The sequence below is a fragment of the Candidatus Binatia bacterium genome (assembly GCA_035631035.1).
Taxonomy (GTDB): domain Bacteria; phylum Eisenbacteria; class RBG-16-71-46; order SZUA-252; family SZUA-252; genus DASQJL01.
Window position 1 is genome coordinate 84,108 of record DASQJL010000060.1, and the last position, 17,239, is coordinate 101,346.

Sequence of the window (17,239 nt, forward strand, 5' to 3'; positions counted from 1 at the left end):
GTTGCACAATAATAACTTATACTTTTGGGTGACGGGGGCACGTCCCATGCTGCCTGCCGCCGGATGACGTGTTTCTACCTCGTTCGCCATGCCTCCCACGACCTGCTCGGCCGCGTCCTCGCGGGCCGCATGCCGGGCGTGCACCTGAACGCGCGCGGCCGCCAGGAGACCGACTGGCTGCGGGAGCGGTTCCGTTCCGTGCCGGTGGACGCGATCGTCACGAGTCCGCTCGAGCGGAGCCTCGAGACGGCGGACCCGATCGCGAGCGCGCTCGGACTCGTCCCGCAGATCGAGCCCGCCCTCCTCGAGATGGCGTTCGGCGAGTGGACCGGACGCTCCTTCGAAGAGCTCGAGAAGGTTCCCGGCTGGCGCGCCTTCAACACTTGCCGCAGCGTGACGCCGGTTCCCGGCGGTGAAACGATGCTCCAGACGCAGGTGCGGGCGGTGGCCGCCCTGGAGCGCCTGCGCGAGCGCCACGCCGACGGGAACGTCCTGGTGGTGAGCCACGGCGACGTGTTTCGCGCGGTGGTCGCACACTACCTGGGACTCTGCCTCGACCTGCTCCAGCGCTTCATGATCGAGCCCGCGTCGATCACCACGCTCCACGTCGCCGGTCACGGCGCCACGCTGGTCCGCCTGAACGACTCCCCTCCGGCCTTCGAAGCCCGCGAGGATTCGCCTTCCCGAAACGGAAGCGCGGCGCCCGCGGAGCGCCCCGCCGTCGCGCGATGATCGTCTACGGAGATCCCGCGCGCCGCGAGCCGCTCGAACGCTGTGTCGAGACGCTGAACCTCATGCTCGAGCAGGCCGAATCCGCGGACCTGCGGCCGGCGCGGGTGCGGGGGCTGGTCGAGCGCGCGGGCGAGCTGGAGCAGGCGCTCTTCGACGCCCCCGACGCGCTCGGAACGGAATCCGCGCGAGCGCGCGGTCTGGCGGCCGCCCGGCGCGTGACGACCCTGGCGGCGGAGGCCTTCGACCGCTCCTGCTCCGGCCGGGCCGCCGAAGCGCGCCGGGAGATCGGCGCCTCGCACCGCGCCCTCGCGCCCCTGCGCCGACGCGGCGGAACGCTCGTCGTGAAGGTGCCGGAGGGGTTCGCGTTCTACGGCCTCATGCTGCAGTCCTACCGGGAACAGGCGCTCGGATGGGCGCGCCATCACGAGAGCGCGACCGACCGGCGCGTTCTCGTGGTCGGGATCCGAACCATCGGAACCACCCTTTCGGCCGTCGTCGCGGCGGCGCTCCGGGGACGCGGCTTTGGCGTCAAGCGGATCACCGTGCGACCCTCGGGACACCCCTCCGACCGCCGCGTGGAACAATCCCTTCCCCAGGCGCCGTTCGGCATCGTCGTGGACGAGGGTCCCGGTCTCTCCGGCTCCTCGATGCTGGCGGTCGCCGACGCGATGCGCCGAAGCGGCGTCGAGGAGATCGCGCTTCTCCCGGCCCATGCCCGCGGCCCCGGCGCGGGAGCGTCCGCGGAGCTTCGCGTCCGCTGGCGATCGTTCCGGCCCTACCCGGCCCAGGATTCGCCGCCTCGATTCGGCGATCGGACGCTGGCCGAAGAGCTCTGGACCGGAGTGCGGACGGCCTACGGGGAGCTGGCTTCGGCCACCGAGGTGGGCGGGGGCGCCTGGCGCACCGCGCACGACGGCGGCGAGCGGGCGTGGCCGGCGGTGCTGCGCGCCCTCGAGCGCTCCAAGCTCCTCTGCGCCTCGCGCGACGGTGCCCGGATCCTCTTCAAGTACTGCGGACATGCCACCGCGCCCGGGATGGAGCGAACGCTGGCGGCTCAGACCGCGCGGCGGTCCGCTCCCCTGGCGGCGCAGGGATTCGCGCCGCGCCTGCTCGGCGAGATGCACGGCTTCGTGGCCTGGGAGTGGGTGGAGGGGCGTCCCCTGGGGATTCAGGACGCCTCGTTCCCGTTCCTGGCGCGCATGGGCGCCTACATCGCGCGGGCGGCCCTGCCGCCGCTCTCCGCCGAAGAGGCGCACGAGGCGCGCGAGCGGACCGCGGCGATGCTGCGCGCCAATGCCGGGGAGACCCTGGGCGCCGATGCGGTGCGCGCGGCCGAGGCCGAGTTCCGGAAGGGCGCCGTCGAGAGGGGCGTCCCGGCGGCCGGCGACGGTCACCTGGCGCCCCACGAATGGGTCCGCTCCCGATCGGGATCGATCGTCAAGACCGACGTCGGCGGACACGACGTGGATCACACCTGGACCGGGCCGCAGCCGGTGGTGTGGGACCTCGCCGGTGCGCTGGAGGAGTGGGACCTGCACGGGGCGCAGGCCGAGGCGCTGCTTCGCGGCTACCAGGAGGCCGGAGGAGCACCGCCCGGGCCCGCCGCCCTTCACGCTTACCGCACCGCCTACGCGGCGCACCGCGCCGGCCAGACCGCGTTCTTCGCGGAGATGGAGCGGGACGCCGCCGAACGCGCGCGGCTCGATCTGGCGCGAGAGCGCTGGCGCGACCAGCTGACGCGCTGTCTCGCCGGCGACACGGCGGGAGCGCCGCGGTGACGCGCGGCCCGAGCTACCGGAAGCCGGCCCCGCCCAGGACGGGCTCGGCGGCCTGCCTCAGCCCCAGCTCCAGCAGCGCGTAGCGCACCAGATCGCCGAACCGCGGCGCGCTCATGCCCCACGGAAAGGACTCGTACCAGAGCCGGCCGGCGTGCGGCGGGCGCGTGAAGTCGTAGGAAGGGGCGGGGCGAAAGCGCTCCTCCTCGGCGCGGAACTTCCGGAGCGTGCCCCACTGGGTTCGATAGCGTGCGAGCAGCTGAAGCTTGCGTGCGCGCCCCCCGGCGTCCAGCCGGCGCACCACGTCCTCGGGCCGGGCGCCCCCCAGGAAGACCCCCGATTCGAAGCCGCCCCCGGGCCCCCGGTGATACGAGGTCATTTCCGAGAGCGCCGGGTGCGGCGACCCGGCAGCGCGCAGGAGCGCGATCGCGGCGTGGGCGGCGAACGCCGCGGCATCGTGATCGGGATGCCCCCCTTCGTAGGCGTGCGTGATCAGCACGTCGGGCCGCACCCGCTCGATGGTCTCGGCGAGCGCCCGTGTCAGCGCCGCGAGCCGAAGCGGCGCCTCCCGTTCCACCACGCGCAACGCGAAGCGGCGGGAGGGCGGAATGCCGGCGAGCGCGAGCGCCGCTCGCGCTTCGGCGTCGCGCGCCGCGGCATAGCTCTCCCGGCTCTCGAACCCGCGCGCCAGCGCTTCAGCCGGGTCGCGCGGCGCGCCGTCGGTCACGTGGAGGACCGAGGCCTCGGAAGAAAGGAGAACGGAAGATGCGCCCACCGACTCGTCGCCGGGATGGGCTCCCACGACCAGGATCATGCCCGATGGGCGGGCCGCATCAAGCGTGCCCCGCGAGGAGGAGCCCGCAACCTGCGGCCGGAATCGCCAAACGCTGTTCCAGGGCGACGTTCGAAGTGCCCCAGCGACCGCGCGCGGGACGGCCCTCGCCCGGAGCCTCGACCTCGTTCTACAAAGTTCCGGGGCGGGCGGCCTCCTTTCCCGATGGCATGCGGGATGCAGGCTTGCCGGCGGCCCCGCACGCGTTGCCGGGGCGTAGGCGGAACCACCGATCGGAGGTGCAGTCATGACCGACAAGCCGGACGACAAGAAGCAGCCGAGGCCCGATTTCTCCAACGTGCAAAGCGGATCATCGTCGACGGCTCCGTCCCCCGGCCACGACGGCGGCGCGGGAGCCACGTACGTCGTGAAACCGGGGGACTCGCTCTCGAAGATCGCGAAGCACCACTACGGCGATCCGAACCAGTGGCACAAGATCTACGAGGCCAACAAGGACCGCATCCAGGATCCGGACATGATCCAGCCCGGCTGGACGCTGCGGCTCCCCTAGCACCCCTTCGAAGGAGGACCTATGCGATTCGATCATCGGACCGTGGCCGTCGCCCTTTGCCTGACGGTCGCGGCCTTCACCGGCGCCTGCCAGAAGAAGGCGGCCGAGACGTCGAGCACTTCCGGCACGGAAGCGACCAGCCCGTCGGCCCAGGGCGTCCAGGTCGCGCGCGTCGATCTCGGTACCAGTCTCGCCAACGACAACACGGTCGCCAACCAGACCGACTCGTTCCTGCCGAACCAGACGATCTACGCCTCGGTCGTGACCAACGGGTCGGCGCCCTCCGCCGAGATCAAGACGCGATTCACGTACCAGGACGGGCAGGTCGTGGACGAATCGACCCGGACGATCGCCCCCAGCGGACAGGCGGTCACCGAGTTTCACGTGTCGAAGCCGGACGGCTTCCCCGTCGGGAAGTACAAGGTGGAGGTCTTCGTGAACGGCTCCCCCGCCGCCTCGAAGGAATTCGAAGTCAAGAGCACGTGACGCGGGCCGGGCGCGCGGCCGCGGACAGCGGCCGCGTGTCGCGGCGCGCTCCGCCGCGTGGCTCCGGACGCTCCGGCCGGGGTACAATTCCTCCATGACACCACGCGTCTCCACCGGCGCCAGCGCCCTCGAATTCCTCCCGGCGCGCCTCACGATGGCCTCTCTGCGCGAGGCCGCGCGCGGCTGCCGCGGCTGCCCGCTCTACAAGAACGCGACGCAGACGGTCTTCGGCGAGGGACCGCGCGCGGCGAGGGTGGTTCTGGTCGGCGAGGTGCCCGGCAACGACGAGGACCTCGCCGGACACCCCTTCGTGGGACCGGCCGGCCGTGTCCTGGACGAGGCGCTCGAGGCGGCCCGGATCGCGCGCGACGAGACCTACGTCACGAACGTGGTCAAGCACTTCAAATGGGAGCCGCAGGGGAAGCGGCGGAAGCACAAGAAGCCGAGCGCGCGAGAGATCGCGGCGTGCCTGCCCTGGCTGGAGCGCGAGATGCAGCTGATCCGCCCCGAAGTGCTCGTCTGCCTGGGCGCGACCGCGGCCCAGGCGCTCGTCGCGCGGGACTTCAAGGTGACGGCCATGCGCGGGCGCATCGTGCCGACGGCGCTCTCGCCGCGCACGGTCGCCACGGTGCACCCCTCCTCCATCCTCCGGCAGCGAGGCTCCGAAGAGCGCCGGCGCGAGATGGCGCGCTTCGTCGCGGACTTGAAGGTCGTCGCGGGGCTGATCCATGGCTGATTCGAACGGAGCCGCGCCCGGCGGCGCCCGGGAGGAGGCGCTCGCGGGCGATCCCCTCGACGGCTTCCATCCCACCGTGGCGCGATGGTTCCGCGAGCGGGTCGGCGTTCCCTCCCCGGCGCAGGCCGAGGGGTGGCCGCGGATCCGCTCCGGCGCGCACACGCTGATCGCCGCGCCGACCGGGTCGGGCAAGACGCTGGCCGCGTTCCTCTGGGCGCTGGACGGGCTCCTCCGCCAGGGCGCCGCGCTGCCCGACGAGACGCAGGTTCTCTACGTCTCCCCACTCAAGGCGCTGAGCAACGACGTGCAGAAGAACCTCCAGGCGCCACTCGCCGAGCTCACGCTCCTGGACTCCGACTGCGCCGCGGTCCGCGTGCTGGTGCGGACGGGCGATACGCCGGCCAACGAGCGCGCCTCGATGGGACGGCGCCCGCCGCACGTCCTGGTCACGACCCCCGAGTCGCTCTACATCCTTCTCACCAGCGCGGGCGGGCGCGCGCTGCTGCGCACGGTGCGCACCGTGATCGTGGACGAGATCCACGCCGTCGCGGGCTCCAAGCGCGGCGCCCACCTCGCCCTCTCCCTCGAGCGGCTCGAGGCTCTGGCCGGAGGGCCGATCCAGCGGATCGGGCTCTCGGCGACGCAGAAGCCGGTCACCGACGTGGCGGAGCTCCTCGTGGGGGTGGGGCGCGACTGCGCCGTCGTGGACACCGGCCACCGGCGCGCACTGGACCTGGGCATCGAGCTCCCCGACGCGCCGCTCGCCACCGTCTGCTCGCACGAGACCTGGGACGACATCACGAAGCGGATGGCGGAGCTGATCGGCGAACACCGGACGACGCTCGTCTTCGTGAACACGCGGAAGCTGGCCGAGCGGATCGCGGCGCGCCTCACCAAGGTCCTCGGCGAGGAGCAGGTCACCAGCCACCACGGCAGTCTCTCGCGCGAGCGCCGCCTGGACGCCGAGCGGCGGCTGAAGCAGGGCTCGCTGCGCGCGCTGGTCGCCACGGCGTCGCTCGAGCTGGGGATCGACATCGGCGACGTGGACCTCGCGATCCAGATCGGGGTGACGCCGGCGATCTCGGTCTTTCTCCAGCGCGTGGGCCGGAGCGGTCACGGGCTGGGCCGCGTGCCCAAGGGGCGGATCTTCCCGCTCACCCAGGACGAGCTGGTCACGGCGGCGGCGCTGCTCGAGGCGGTCCGCTCCGGCGAGCTCGACCGCACACCGATGCCGCGCCGCTCGCTGGACATCCTGGCGCAGCAGATCGTGGCCTCGTGCGTCCAGGAAACGTGGGACGAGGAGCGGCTCTACGAAACCCTCCGGCGCGCCTGGCCCTACCAGGACCTCACGCGCGAGGAGTTCGACGACGTCGTGAGACTGCACACGGCGGGGCGCGCCGCGCTGCTGCACCGGGACGGGGTGAACGGGAAGCTCCGCGCCACGCGGCGCGCCTCGATCACGGCCCTCACGTCGGGGGGCGCCATTCCCGACACCGGGCAGTACCGCGTCGTGGTCGAGCCGGAGGGGACCTTCGTCGGCACCCTGGACGAGGACTTCGCCGTGGAGTCGAACGGCGGAGACGTCTTCCAGCTGGGCAACGCCTCGTGGCAGGTGCTCCGCGTGGAGCCGGGGGTGGTGCGCGTGGCCGACGCGCACGGCGCTCCCCCGACGCTCCCCTTCTGGCTGGGCGAGGCTCCCGCGCGAACGCGCGAGCTGGCGGCGGCGGTCGGTCGCGTGCGGGTGCGCGGGCGCGACCCCGCGTGGCTCACGGGCGACCTCGGGCTCTCGGCCGAGGCGGCGACGCAGCTCTCCGACTATCTCCGCGAAGGGGAACGCTCGCTGGGCGCGATCCCCACGCCGGCGCGGGTCGTGCTCGAGCGCTTCTTCGACGAGTCGGGAGGGATGCAACTGGTCGTGCACGCGCCCTTCGGCGGGCGGATCAACCGGGCCTGGGGGCTCGCGCTCCGCAAGCGCTTCTGCCGGGGCTTCGGCTTCGAGCTGCAGGCCGCGGCCAACGAGGAGGCGATCATCATCTCGCTGGGGCCGCACCACAGCTTCCCCCTCGAGGACGTCTTCCAGTTCCTGCACCCCGCGACCGCGCGCGACCTGCTGGTGCAGGCGCTCCTGGACCAGCCGATGTTCGGAACGCGGTGGCGGTGGAACCTGACCCGCGCGCTCCTCCTCTCGCGCACGCAGGGAGGCGGCAAGCGGGTTCCGACGCCGCTCCTGCGCATGCGGGCCGAGGACGCGCTGACCCAGGCGTTCCCCCAGGTGCTCGCCTGCCCCGAGACGCTTCCTCCCGGAGAGCTGCCAGTGCCGTGGGAGCACCCGATCGTGCGCCAGACGATCGAGGACTGCCTGACCGAGGCGATGGACGCCGACGGCTTCCTCGAGGTGCTGCGCGGGCTCCGGTCGGGCGCGATCGAGCGCATCGCCGTGGACACGCCCGAGCCCTCGGCCTTCGCGCGCGGCATCCTGAACGCGGCGCCGTACGCCTTCCTGGACGACGCGCCGCTCGAGGAGCGCCGCACGCAGGCGGTGAGCTCGCGCCGCTTCCTCGATCCCGAGACCGCCGACACGCTCGGCGCGCTCGATCCCGACGCGGTGACCCGCGTGCGCGAGCAGGCGTGGCCCGATCCCGAGAACGCCGAGGAGGTGCACGAGGCGCTCCTCTGGATGGGGTACGTCACGGAGCGTGAGGCTGAGGTTTCCGGGTGGATGCCTTGGATCGAGGAGCTGGCGACGGCCCGCCGCGTGGTTCGCGAGGCGCCGGCTGGCGAGGAGGCGCGGTGGCGCGCGGTGGAGGCGGCGACGGATCCGAAGACGGTGCTGCGCGGGCGGCTCGAGGCGCTGGGGCCGGTGTTCGTGGGCGCGGGCGACGGACTTCTTCCGCCTTCGGCGGAAGAATATCTCCTCGCCCTCGAGGTCGAAGGCCGCGTGCTCCGCTGCCGGCTCGAGGGGCGCCAGGCGTGGTGCGACCGGCGGCTTCTCGCGCGGATCCATCGCGAGACGCTGGAGCGGCTGCGGCGCGAGATCGAGCCGGTCACGGCGGCCGGCTTCTGGCGCTTCCTCGCCTGCTGGCAGCACGCCGCCGAGGGATACCGGCTCGAGGGCCCGCGCGGCGTGGTTGAGATCGCGCGCCAGCTCGCGGGCTTCGAGATCCCCGCCGCGGCGTGGGAATCGAGCGTCCTTCCCGCCCGCGTGGAGGGCTACCGCCAGGAATGGCTCGATCAGGCGACCCTCTCGGGCGAGCTGGCCTGGGGCCGCCTGTGGGGCGGGGGCCGCTCCCCGATCCGCGCGACGCCGGTCGCGCTCCTCCCGCGCGAAGAGCTGGACCTCTGGCTCTCGCTCGCGGCACCCGCCGCGGCGCGAACGCCGGCGCCCGCCGACGACGGCGAGGACGCCGGAGCGGCCGGTGGCGACAGCGATCCGCGCGAGATCTCGACCTACGCCGACGTTCTCCTCTCGGTTCTCGCGGCCCGGGGGGCTTCCTTCGCGCAGGACTTGGAGCGGCACTCCGGCCTCCTCCCCACGCACGTGGAGATGGGTCTCGCCGAGCTCATCGGCCGGGGACTCGTCACCTGCGATTCCTGGAGCGGCCTCCGGCGGCTGATCACGCCTCCCAGCCGACGGCGCGGCGTTCTGAAGCGCGCGCGCTTCGCGCCGCCGGGCCGGTGGACGGTGCTGCGTGCGCCGCGCGAGGCCGGCGACGCCGATACGGCCGGGCGGCTCGCCGCGGGAGCTCCCTTCACGCTCGCGGCGGAGGCGGAGACCGAGTTCCTCGCGCGCCGGCTGATCGATCGCTACGGGGTGATCTTCCGGCGCCTGCTCGACCGCGAGCGCCTTCCGGTCCGGTGGCGGGAGCTGGTGCGCGTCTACCGCCTGTGGGAGCTCCGCGGAGACGTGCGCGGCGGGCGCTTCGTACAGCGCTTCGCCGGTGAGCAGTACGCGCTGCCGGAGGCGGTGGAGCTGCTCCGCCGGCTGCGCCGCTCGGAAGCGGGCTCCGGCGCCGGCGTCCGCGTCGCGGCCGCCGACCCCCTGAACCTGGACGGGATCCTCACGCCGGAGCCGCGCGTTCCCTCGGCGGCGCGGCGCCGCGTCCTGGTGGCCTGAGCGGCTCCATGAGCCGCGCCCATCGCCTCTGGTGGATTGCCGGAATCACGGCGCTCCTGGCGGGAGCAGGCTTCGGCTACTTCGCACTGCGCCCGCTGCCGAGAGACTCCGACGCGGCGAACCCCGACGCGGGATACATGGTCGACTCCAGCGCAGCGAGCGTCGCCGAGAGCCTCGCCTCGCCGCCTCCCCGGCCGGCCCCCTACGGGATCGACTCGGTCGCCATGACGGCGGGCGAAGCGCCGCCGACGGATGGCGGGGAGGATCCCTTGGCCGATTCGCCCGCCGATGCCGGAGCCACGCGCCTCGGTCCCGTGCTCCTCGATACCCCCAAGCCGAACCAGGTCGCCCAGAGCCCGCTCTGGATCGCCGGGCGGGCGCGCGGCTCGTGGTTCTTCGAGGCCGAGTTTCCGGTGCGCCTGCTGGATGCGCGCGATTCGGTGGTGGCGCGCGGCGTCGCGCGCGCGACGGGCGACTGGATGACGCCCGAGTACGTTCCCTTCTCCCTCACGCTCGACTTCGAGCCTCCCGAGACGGAGGAGGGCACGCTGATCCTCGAGCGGAGCAACCCCTCCGACCTGCCGGAGCACGCCGCGTCGGTGCGGCTGCCCGTCCGCTTCCGCTAGCGCGCCGTCCCTTCGCCGCGCTTCACGTCCGCGCGGCGCGCAGGGCCGCGGGACGGAGCGCCGCGTCCACCTCGCGCCCGACCCGCGCGGCGATCGCCGGAACCGCCGCGACGTCCGCCTCGCCCGTGTGGAAGTTCACGATGCAGGCGCGCAGCACGTAGCGCCCGCCGATGACGGCGTTCGACACGAAGCACTCCCCGCCGTTCTGGATGCGGTCCAGCAGGTCCTGGTTCAGCCGGTCGAGATACTCCGCGACCTCGGCCTCCCCGCGGCGCTCGCGCAGATCGCGGGGGAGGAACCGGAAGGTCGTGATGCTCAGGGACTGCGTGAAGCGCTCGAGGTCGGACTCGGCGTCCACGCGCTCGGCCATCACGCGCGACAGGCGCATGTCCTCGGCGATCATGGCGCGGTAGCCCTTGGCGCCGGCGTGCCGGAGGGCCAGCCACACCTTGAGCGCGCGGAACCCGCGCGAGTTCTGCGGGCCGTACTCGACGTAGTTGAGTCCCTCTTCGCCGAAGCGGTAGTACGGCGGGTGGTACGCGAACGCCGCGCGCAGCCGCGCCGGATCGCGCACCAGCGCGCAGCCCGCCTCGATCGGGGCGTAGAGCCACTTGTGCGGATCGACGGCGACGGAGTCCGCCAGGGCGAGCCCGCGGAGATCCTCGGGCGCCTCGGGCACCGCGGCGGCGAGCCCGCCGTAGGCGCCGTCCACGTGGAACCAGATCTTCTCCTCGCGGCAGAGCGCCGCGATCTCCGGGAGCGGATCCACCGCGCCCGTCCCGACGCTCCCGGCGGTGCCGACCACCAGGAAGGGCACATCGCCGCGCTCCCGGTCCTCGCGGATCTTCCGGCGCAGCGCGTCCACGCGCATCCGCAAGGCGCCGTCGGTCTCGATCCACCGCACCGACTCGGTGCCCATGCCCGCGAGGTCGGCCGCCTTCTGGATCCAGGTGTGCGTCTCGGCCGAGCCGTAGGCGCGAAGCGGCGGTCCGCCCGCGGTACCCTTCTCGCGCACGGGCCAGGGCGCCATGGCGGCGCGCGCGGCGAAGAAGCCGACGAAGTTCGCCATGTTGCCGCCGCTCACGAGGATCCCGCCGGCCGACGCGCGATAGCCGATCAGCTCCGCGATCCAACGGATCGTCTGGGTCTCGATCTCCGTGGCCGCCGGCGCGAGGATCCAGGCGCCGGCGTTCGCGTTCACCGCCGCCGCGAGCATCTCGCCCAGGATGCCCACCGGCGCCGGCGGCGACGTGATGTAGCCGAAGAAGCGCGGATGGCCGTTGAAGAGCGAGTGGTCGAAGAGGAGCCCGGCCGTGGTCGTCAGCAGCGCCTCCGGCTCGCAGCCCTCCTCCGGCAAGGGCCCGTTCAGATCGAGCGCGGCGCGGACGCCGGAGGGCGCCTCGCCGCGCGTGACGGGCCGCTCCGGCACCGACGCGAGGAGATCGGCCACGCGGTCCACCAGACGGTGCCCCGCCGCGCGGAAGCGATCGGCATCCATCGCGAGCGGCGCCTCCCGGCGGGTCGCCTCGTTCGCGCCGGCGGACGCGGCGCCTCCATCGGTCTTCGTCGTCATCGCAACCCCTCGAAGAGATCGGTCTCCATGCCGCGGCCTCCGTTCACGACGCTCAGAACGCGATAGAACTGTTGACGGCCCCACAGGGCTTCGTGGTGCTCCGGCGCGAGATGCCTCAGCTTCTCATAGCCTCCCACCTGCGAGTCGTGGCAGACGACGGCGCGCCATACGGTGGGCCACTGCTCGCGCGTGTCGACGGTGGTCGTGACCATCCATTCCGGCCACGGCTGCGCCTGGCGCTCCACGCCGTCCACCAGCGACACGAGCTTCTTGAAGGCCGCCTGGTAGGCGTCCCAGCGCGCCTGGGTCGTGGCCATGTAGTAGAGCTTGGAGACGGTGTGCGGCGCCGGCGCCGAGGCCGCGGCGACGACGGCCGCCGTGGCCAGCTGGCAGATCGCGATGTGGTCCGGGTGTCCGTAGGCTCCGTCCGGCGCGAACGTGAGCACGACGTGCGGCCGGACGCGGCCGATCTCCGCCGCGATCCGCGCGACCGCCTCGCGCGGATCGGCTTCGTCCAGCCGTCCATCGCCGTAGTCGAGGAGCGTGACGTCCCCGATCCCGAGCACACGCGCCGCCTCGCGCAGCTCGCGCTCGCGGATTCGGGCGAGCGTCTCGGGACCGGGATGCTCCGGGCCCTCGCCGTGGCGGACGCCGCGAAAGCGACCGCGGTCCCCGCGCGTCGCCGTGACCAGGGAGGTCCGCACCCCTTCGGCGGCATAGCGGGCGAAGACGCCGCCCACCCCCAGCGTCTCGTCGTCGGGGTGGGCGAAGATGCCCATCAGGCCGAGCGGCCCGCCCCTGCGCGCGACGCCCCCGCTTCCCTCAGCGGCCATGCGGTCCCGAGGGTCCGGGGGATTCGAGCGGGAGCGAGGCGCCCTCCATGAGGTCCGCCACCAAGCGCACCAGCTCCCGGAGCTGGACCGGCTTCGACAGATGGGCCTGGTAGCCGGAGCGGAGCGCGCGGCGCGCGTCCTCCGCGCCGGTATAGGCGGTCACCGCGATCGCGGGAATGCGGCCGCCGGCCTCGGGAGCGAGCGCTCGAACGCGCTCGATCAGGTCGTAGCCGGTCTCCCCGGGCATCGCGATGTCGCTGATCAGGAGGTTCGGATGCTCGCGCACCAGGAGCGGCAGCGCCTCGGCCGCGCTGCCGGCGACCCGCACCTCGGCGCCGCAGCTGGTGAGGAGCCGCGCCAGAAGCTCCCTCGAATCGGCCTCGTCCTCGACGAGGAGCGCGCGCACCCCGGCCAGCGGGTTCGCCGCCGGCTCCGGCTCCGCCCCCTCGGCCGCCGCGGCGGCGCGGGCCGGCGCGCCCGCCGGGTCGGGACCCCACTCGGCGCGCGGGGCGCCCCTCCCGGGCGCGCCCCCCTCCACGGCGCGCGCCGCCTCGGCCGCCTCCACGAGCGGCAGCGTCACCACGAAGCGCGCGCCCCGGCCGCTTTCCCGGTTTTCGGCGGTGATCGTCCCGCCGTGGAACTCGACGATGTGCCGCGCGATGGCCAGCCCCAGTCCCAGGCCGCCGTGCCGCCGCGAGCTGGAGGGATTCTTTTGCCGGAAGCGCTCGAAGACGTGCGGCAGGAAGTCGGGATCGATGCCGATCCCCTCGTCCTCGACGCGGATCACGGCGCTCGTCTCGCGCGCGGAGAGCGCGATCCAGACCCGTCCGCCCTTCGGCGTGAACTTGATCGCGTTCGAGAGGAGGTTCCAGACGACCTGCTGGAGGCGGTCGGGGCTTCCGAGCACCGAGCCGATCGCCGGCGCCAGGTTCGCCTCGAGGCGCACGCCGTTGGCCTCCGCGGCGGGGCGCATGGTGTCGAGCGCGCCCTCGATCACGCTCTCGAGGCTGACCATCTGGAGCTTGAAGTCGAGCTGTCCCGCGATGAGCCGGGAGATGTCGAGGATGTCGGAGATCAGCCGGCTCTGGATCTGGGCGTTGCGGCTGATCGTCTCGACCGCGCGGGTCGTCGTGGCGGGATCCAGGGTTCCCTCGCGGAGCAGATTGGCCCAGCCCACGATCGCGTTGAGCGGCGTGCGCAGCTCGTGGGAGAGGGTGGCGAGGAACTCGTCCTTGAGCCGGTTCGCCTCCTCGGCCTGGCGCCGCGCCTCGCGCTCCACGAGTAGGTGCGAGCGCTCCTCCTCGGCCCGCTTCTCGTCGGTCACGTCCTGCCCGGTGCCGAGCATCCGGACCGCGCGCCCCTGATCGTCGACGACCACGCGGCCCCGCGCGGCCACGGTGAGGACCGTCTGATCGGGACGCACGACGCGGTGCTCGATCTTGAACGGCTGCCGGTTCCGGTGGGCCGCCTCGACCACACGCCGGACCAGGGGGCGGTCCTCGGGGTGCACGAGCGCGATGAAGGAATCGAACGTCGCCGGGAAGGTGGCGGGGTCCACCCCGTAGATCTCGTAGAGCTCTTCCGACCACCAGAGCGAGTCCCGCTCGATGTCCCACTCCCAGCTGCCCACCCGCGCGACCCGCTGCGCTTCGCGCAGGCGCGCCTCGCTCGTTCCGAGCGCCTCCTGGGCCCGCTCGCGCTCGCGCGCCTCCTCGCGGAGGGTCTGCACCGCGCGCTTCAGCTCGGCGGTGCGCGCTTCGACGCGCCCCTCCAGCTCCGTGGCCAGGCGGCGCACGCGCACCTCGTCCCGTCGGCGGCCCGCGAGCGCGGCGGTGACGGCGAGCACCAGCACCGAGGAGACCGAGGTGTAGGCCTGCAACAGGAGGAGCGACTCGTTCACGTCGGCCCGGGCGAAAGGCCCGGCTCCGCGGAGGGTGCCCAGGATGGCGATCCCCGAGAGCAGCAGCGTCGCGGTGGACGCCTCGCGGAGCGAGAATCGGAACGCCGCCCAGACCAGCACCGGGACGCACAGGAATTCCAGCGGCGGCGCCCCTCCCGGGAAGCTGGACGCGCCCCCGAATACGAGCGATGCGATGAGGATGAGCGACGCGAACAGGGCGGCCGCCTCCGCGGCGCGGCGCAGCTTCCATCGAACGTGGGGGCGGCGGAGCCAGAGGATGAGGAACGGCGCCACGACGAGGGCGCCGGAGAGATCGCCGAGCCACCAGGTGAGCCACACCGGCCCGTACTCGCGCCAGGCGACCGCGCCGGCGGCGGCGACGGCGGTCACGCCGATGGTCGGACTCGCCGCGGTGGCCAGCATGCCCATCCCGGCGAAGGCGAAGATCCGGCGGGGCTCTTCGAACGCGGCGGAACCCCCGGCGAAGCGTCGCACCAGCCAGGCGCCCGCCAGCGCCTCGAGCGTATTGCCGACGGCGACGGCGGCCGACACGGCGCCGGCTCCCGACACGGGAATGTTGACGAGGAAGGCGGCCGCGAGAATCGCCGGCCACATGCGATATCCGAACACGAGGAGGGCGGCGAGCGCGATCCCGGTGGGCGGCCACACCGCCGTCGCGCTGGAGCTGACCGAGGCGAGAGCGAGTCCCAGTCTTCCCGCCCCGTAGTACAGGGCCGCGACGCCTGCGGCGCGAATCAGGTCGCGTGCGGAGGGGCGTGGCATACGATCAGAGTATCATGCGGCGGAGCACCCAAAAAAAGGCCCGCGAAAGGTGTAGTTCGCATACGGCCGAGCCTGAGCCCGAACCGTCCGGCCTACACCTCCGCGGTGCCGCCCCCTTGTGGGGGGTTTTTCTATAGCCGAGAAACGCCTGTTAGGGATTCGACCGTCCCGGCGTCGCGCCGGTGCGTCCCGTCTGCCCCGGGTTCGTGGTGCTGCCCGTGCTGGGAACCGGCTCGCGGCGGCCCGCTTCGAAGCCCGTGGTCGGACTCGAGGACGAGGAGCCCTGGCGTTCGCGATCGCTGCTGCTGCCGAAACGGTCCTGAAGCTGCTCGCGGCCTTCCTGCACCTTGTCGCGCGCCGCGCTGCCGAGACGCTTGGCCGTCTCGCCCAGCTTGCGCCGCGTGTCGGTCCCGGCGGCGGGGGCGAACAGAAGCGCGACGCCGGCGCCGACGATGGCGCCGAGCATGAAGCCGGACATCCCGGACGCGACGCCCCTGGACTCTTCGTTCAGATAAGGATTCTCATTCATCTGCGTAGCCTCCGTTCGTCGCGGCGCGGCCGCGATGAAATCGGTTCGTGATTCGTTCGAAGAAGTGGGCCGTTCCCGTACGGACCCCGCGCGCGACGGCGACGGCGGTCATGACGGGACGCTCCACCTCTTCCAGAATGGCGTCCGAGAGCTGGGCGGTACGCTCGCCGATCGCCTCGAAGCGGTCCACGACGCGTCGTACGGGAGGGACGACTTCCTTGATGGAGACCACGAGTTCCTCGGCGCCGCTCGTCACGTGCTTCAGCTGAGCGATCCAGCCGCGAACTTCTTCCGTGAGCTCGTTGACTTTCTCGGTCGTTTTCCCCACCCGCTGGAGGGCGCTGACCGTGGCGATGGCGATGGCCACTACCGCAATTGTTACAATTACAAAGCAGATCTCGAGTAGCAGCGACATCCTTCATCCTCCTCCGGCCCCATCGGCCTTGCGGTTGGAGCGCACCCTTCGCTTCGCTCCTATGGCCCAACCCCTTCTCTTCCGAGGAACAGCAATATGAAGGCCAACGGCGCCGACACGGCGATCCCGCGGCTCACGACCGCGCGCCCGCGCCCAGGAGCAGCTCCCGAAGGCTGCGCAGATCGATCGGCTTCACGAAATGACGGTCGAAGCCGGCCTCCTTGGAGGCGCGCAGGTCCCCGTCGTCGCCGTAGCCGGTCAATGCGACGAGCGTCGCGGGGTGCTCTTCCTTCTTCAGCGCGCGCGCGACCTCGTACCCGTCCATATCGGGAAGGCTGATGTCGATCAGCGCGACCGACGGCCGTTCCCGGCGGAAGGTCTCGATCGCCTGCGCGCCGTCGTAGGCGACGCAGACCCGGTGGTTCCAGTGCTCCAGCAGGAGCGCCAGGCTGTCGGCCGAGTCGGGATCGTCGTCGACCACGAGGATCGAGAGGGGGCGCTCTTCGGCGCGCGTGATCTCGTCGGCGCTCATCCGTTCACGATCTCCCCCCCGTTGGGGTGGAGCACCTGTCCCGTCGTGTACGAGGCCTCTTCCGACGCGAGGAACACGTAATGGGGAGCGACCTCGACCGGCTCGCCCGCGCGTCCCAGCGGAACGTCCGATCCGAAGGTCTTGACCTGGTCCGGCGGGAAGGTCGAGGGGATGAGCGGCGTCCAGATCGGTCCCGGCGCCACGGCGTTCACCCGGATCTTCCGGTCGACGAGCGCCTGGGCGAGCGAGCGGGTGAAGGAGACGATCGCCCCCTTCGTGGAGGCGTAGTCGATGAGGTGCGCGCTCCCGCGGTAGGCGGTCACCGAGGCCGTGTTCACGATCGAGGCGCCCTCCGGCATGTGCGGCAGCGCGGCGCGCGTCAGGAAGAACATGGAGAAGACGTTCGTCCGGAACGTGCGCACGAGCTGCTCCTCCGAGATCTCCTCGAGACGCTCCCGGGGATGCTGCTCGGCCGCGTTGTTGACGAGCACGTCGATCTTCCCGAGCCCGGCGACCGTCTGTCGCACCGCCTCGCGGCAGAACGAGTCGTCCCCCACGTCGCCCGCGATCAGGATCGCGCGCCGGCCGTGCTCCCGGACCAGCCGCTCGGTCTCGCGCGCGTCCTCGTGCTCCTCCAGGTAGACGATCGCGACGTCGGCGCCCTCCCGGGCGAAGGCCACCGCCACGGCGCGTCCGATCCCGCTGTCTCCTCCCGTGATCAGGGCGGCCTTGCCGAGGAGCCGCCCGCACGAGGGACGCGACGGATCGTCGTACTTGGGCCGCGGCTTCATCAGGCGCTCGCGTCCCGGCTGGCGCCGCTGCTTCTGCGGCGGCCGCTGCGGCTTCTTGGGCATGGTCTTCT

General features: G+C 72.6%; 15 protein-coding genes. 7 read left to right on the forward strand and 8 right to left on the reverse strand.

Translation table 11 applies throughout. The features are described 5' to 3' along the window. Nucleotides 1-63: 63 nt before the first annotated feature. Nucleotides 64-732 (forward strand): histidine phosphatase family protein, encoded by a 669-nt coding sequence (locus tag VE326_05940; protein ID HYJ32744.1) that lies wholly within the window; start codon nucleotides 64-66, stop codon nucleotides 730-732. Further along, nucleotides 729-2,510 carry a hypothetical protein gene (locus VE326_05945; protein HYJ32745.1) on the forward strand — a complete coding sequence of 594 codons (1,782 nt, stop codon included), beginning with the start codon at nucleotides 729-731 and terminating at the stop codon, nucleotides 2,508-2,510. The genes VE326_05940 and VE326_05945 overlap by 4 nt, the downstream gene beginning before the upstream one ends. A gap of 13 nt (nucleotides 2,511-2,523) precedes the next feature. Here the strand turns inward: VE326_05945 and VE326_05950 are convergent, their stop codons facing one another. Next, nucleotides 2,524-3,321 (reverse strand): PIG-L family deacetylase, encoded by a 798-nt coding sequence (locus VE326_05950; protein ID HYJ32746.1) that lies wholly within the window; start codon nucleotides 3,319-3,321, stop codon nucleotides 2,524-2,526. A 265-nt stretch (nucleotides 3,322-3,586) separates the two neighbouring features. On the opposite strand from VE326_05950, the gene VE326_05955 reads away from it, so the two are divergent. The 5 genes from VE326_05955 to VE326_05975 all read left to right on the forward strand — a co-directional run bounded on the left by VE326_05955 (nucleotide 3,587) and on the right by VE326_05975 (nucleotide 9,812). Beyond that, nucleotides 3,587-3,850 carry a LysM peptidoglycan-binding domain-containing protein gene (locus VE326_05955; protein ID HYJ32747.1) on the forward strand — a complete coding sequence of 88 codons (264 nt, stop codon included), beginning with the start codon at nucleotides 3,587-3,589 and terminating at the stop codon, nucleotides 3,848-3,850. Nucleotides 3,851-3,871: 21 nt separating this feature from the next. Next, entirely contained in the window at nucleotides 3,872-4,336 is a 465-nt protein-coding gene (locus VE326_05960; GenBank protein HYJ32748.1) for a hypothetical protein, read from the forward strand. A 94-nt stretch (nucleotides 4,337-4,430) separates the two neighbouring features. Continuing rightward, nucleotides 4,431-5,072 (forward strand): UdgX family uracil-DNA binding protein, encoded by a 642-nt coding sequence (locus VE326_05965; GenBank protein HYJ32749.1) that lies wholly within the window; start codon nucleotides 4,431-4,433, stop codon nucleotides 5,070-5,072. Continuing rightward, entirely contained in the window at nucleotides 5,065-9,186 is a 4,122-nt protein-coding gene (locus VE326_05970; protein ID HYJ32750.1) for a DEAD/DEAH box helicase, read from the forward strand. The genes VE326_05965 and VE326_05970 overlap by 8 nt, the downstream gene beginning before the upstream one ends. Before the next feature lie 8 nt (nucleotides 9,187-9,194). Beyond that, nucleotides 9,195-9,812 carry a Gmad2 immunoglobulin-like domain-containing protein gene (locus VE326_05975; protein ID HYJ32751.1) on the forward strand — a complete coding sequence of 206 codons (618 nt, stop codon included), beginning with the start codon at nucleotides 9,195-9,197 and terminating at the stop codon, nucleotides 9,810-9,812. Between the two features lie 22 nt (nucleotides 9,813-9,834). Here the strand turns inward: VE326_05975 and VE326_05980 are convergent, their stop codons facing one another. The 7 genes from VE326_05980 to VE326_06010 form a co-directional block, all read right to left on the reverse strand. Next, nucleotides 9,835-11,385, reverse strand: a complete 1,551-nt coding sequence (locus VE326_05980; protein HYJ32752.1) for an aspartate aminotransferase family protein — start codon at nucleotides 11,383-11,385, stop codon at nucleotides 9,835-9,837. Next, nucleotides 11,382-12,218, reverse strand: coding sequence for a PIG-L family deacetylase (locus VE326_05985; GenBank protein ID HYJ32753.1), 837 nt, complete (start codon nucleotides 12,216-12,218; stop codon nucleotides 11,382-11,384). The genes VE326_05980 and VE326_05985 overlap by 4 nt, the downstream gene beginning before the upstream one ends. Next, on the reverse strand, nucleotides 12,208-14,901 hold the full coding sequence (locus tag VE326_05990) for an MASE1 domain-containing protein (GenBank protein HYJ32754.1): 2,694 nt from the start codon (nucleotides 14,899-14,901) through the stop codon (nucleotides 12,208-12,210). Before VE326_05990 ends, VE326_05985 begins: the two co-directional genes overlap by 11 nt. 151 nt (nucleotides 14,902-15,052) lie before the next feature. Next, on the reverse strand, nucleotides 15,053-15,430 hold the full coding sequence (locus VE326_05995; protein HYJ32755.1) for a YtxH domain-containing protein: 378 nt from the start codon (nucleotides 15,428-15,430) through the stop codon (nucleotides 15,053-15,055). Beyond that, on the reverse strand, nucleotides 15,423-15,845 hold the full coding sequence (locus VE326_06000) for a hypothetical protein (protein ID HYJ32756.1): 423 nt from the start codon (nucleotides 15,843-15,845) through the stop codon (nucleotides 15,423-15,425). Before VE326_06000 ends, VE326_05995 begins: the two co-directional genes overlap by 8 nt. A 133-nt stretch (nucleotides 15,846-15,978) precedes the next feature. After that, complete coding sequence (locus VE326_06005; protein HYJ32757.1) at nucleotides 15,979-16,377, reverse strand: response regulator; 399 nt, start codon at nucleotides 16,375-16,377, stop codon at nucleotides 15,979-15,981. Next, entirely contained in the window at nucleotides 16,374-17,231 is an 858-nt protein-coding gene (locus VE326_06010) for an SDR family oxidoreductase (GenBank protein HYJ32758.1), read from the reverse strand. Before VE326_06010 ends, VE326_06005 begins: the two co-directional genes overlap by 4 nt. Nucleotides 17,232-17,239 lie beyond the last annotated feature (8 nt).